The 1,853-nt window shown below is 64.9% G+C and carries 3 protein-coding genes; all 3 read right to left on the bottom strand.

Going from position 1 to position 1,853, the window contains the following annotated elements; genetic code table 11:
* A partial coding sequence (locus tag ACT84W_RS05500) for a hypothetical protein (RefSeq protein ID WP_444328484.1) occupies positions 1–1,071 on the bottom strand: 1,071 nt, incomplete at its 3' end.
* Positions 1,072–1,242 (bottom strand): hypothetical protein, encoded by a 171-nt coding sequence (locus tag ACT84W_RS05495; protein ID WP_444328483.1) that lies wholly within the window; start codon positions 1,240–1,242, stop codon positions 1,072–1,074. It lies immediately after the preceding gene.
* Positions 1,243–1,367: 125 nt separating this feature from the next.
* Positions 1,368–1,793, bottom strand: a complete 426-nt coding sequence (locus ACT84W_RS05490) for a hypothetical protein (RefSeq protein ID WP_444328482.1) — start codon at positions 1,791–1,793, stop codon at positions 1,368–1,370.
* Positions 1,794–1,853 lie beyond the last annotated feature (60 nt).

Genomic DNA, 1,853 nt, shown 5'->3' with positions numbered 1-1,853 from the left:
GTCCGACACGGCGGAGATGATGTCGCCCATGGGTCCGGGCACGGCTGCCGCCACGCTGTCGAGTGCCTGCGTGAAGATGCTGACGAACGCCTGACCGAGCACGGGACCGACCGACGTGACAAGGCTCGGCAGCTGCGACAACGCCGTGCCGACGATGGTCGCCACGCGCGGGATGACGTTCGAGGCCGCCGTCTCGACCGACTGTACCAGCTCCTCGGTGAGCTTGCCCATGTCGGCGCCGTCCTTGCCCAGCTCCGTTATCCAGTTCTCCCAGGCGGCCTTCGCCATGTTGCAGGAGCCCTCGATGGTCGTCGCGGCCTCGCGCGAGGTCGTACCGGCGATCTGCATCTGCTCCTGCATCGTATGGATAGCGAGCACGATATTGTCGAATGAGAGACTCGACTCGTCCACGGCGGAGTTGACGGCGTGCGCGTCCTTGACGAGGCGCTGCATCTCCTCCTTAGTGCCGCCGTAGCCGAGCTTCAAGTTGTCGAGCATGGTGTAGTTCTGCTTGGCGAATCCTTGGTAGGCGTTCTGGAGGTCCTCCGTCGCCGTGCCGAAGGTGTTTGCGTTGTCGCTCATGTCGACCATCGCCATGTTGGCGTAGTCCACGGCCTTTACCGTGTCACCGCCGAGGCTCGACACCAGCGCTGCGGAGAACCCCGTCACCTGCTCCATATAGGCGTTTGCGCTCTGCCCGCAGGTCTTGTAGGCAGCATCGGCGTTCGCAAGCGCCTTGGTCTGCGCGATCTCGAGCTGCTGCCACTTCCCGCCGCACTGCTCGACGGTCTGCCCCGTGAGCGCGGCGTACTCGTCTAGCGACTTGCCCATGTTGCCGAAAATCTTCTGTATGCCGCCGACGTTCTGCTCGTACGCGGCGTAGGCCTGCGTGCTCGCCACGCCGATGGCGGCGACGCCCGCCCCCACGGCGGCGACGCCCACGCCTACCGCCTTGGCAACGGTCGCTCCGGCCTTGCCGAGCGTGCCCACGACCCTCGAGGCCACGCCCTCGGCCTTGCCGCTGGCCTCGTCCTTGAGGCCGACCTTAATCATCAGGTCGAGAAGGTTCACCTAGACCACCTTCAATCCCATCCGCTCGATGATGTCTGCGGCGATCTCGTCGCCGCCGCGCGTGTCCTCCGCCTCGGACCCATCGCCCGCATCGCCGTTGACGATGCTCAGGAAGGGTTCCTTGAGCCACTTCCCCTGCGCCATGAGGCGCACCGACTCGCTCAGGTACACGCGGAACGCCTCCCGCTCGTCCCGCTCGCGCCACCGCGCGACCATGTACCTAGAGAAAGGGCGAGCACGCCGTGGCCCGACGTACTCGCCCAGACAGAGCCATATGTGAGATGGGTCCTCGGCGGCTATCCAAAAAAAGGAGCCAGGATGTCCTTGATGCCGTCGATGCCGTCGATGGCATCCTTGATGTCGTTCACCCACTTCTTGACGGTGAAGTCGGCCTTGTACTCCTCGAGCGTCTGGCCGTCGAGTGCGGCGAGCAGCTTGTAGCTGATCTCGCCACCCTGGCGCAGCACGTCGGGCAGAAGACCGGCCACCATGTCCACGGCGAGGCCGTTGACCTCGGCGGTTGCGGCTGCCTTCGCGGCCTCGGGGTCGCCCTTGGCCTTGGCGGTCGCCTTGGCCTTGGCCTTGGCGGAGTCGGAGCGGAACTTGGCGTAGGCGGCCTTGGCCTTCGCGCCGAGTTCGCCGTTCATGACGTCCTCGGCAACGTCCGCCAGCAGGCACATGGCGTTCTGGAACTCGTCGGCGTTAAGGTTCTCCAGCTTCATGGTTAGGCTCCAATCTCCTGCTTGATATACAGCTCGTAGGGCACGATCTCGGGGTTCTTG

It is taken from the genome of Paratractidigestivibacter sp. (assembly GCF_052362415.1).
Lineage (GTDB): Bacteria > Actinomycetota > Coriobacteriia > Coriobacteriales > Atopobiaceae > Paratractidigestivibacter.
The sequence above is the reverse complement of the archived record's forward strand: the minus strand, read 5'-3'. Positions and strand labels throughout refer to the sequence as shown.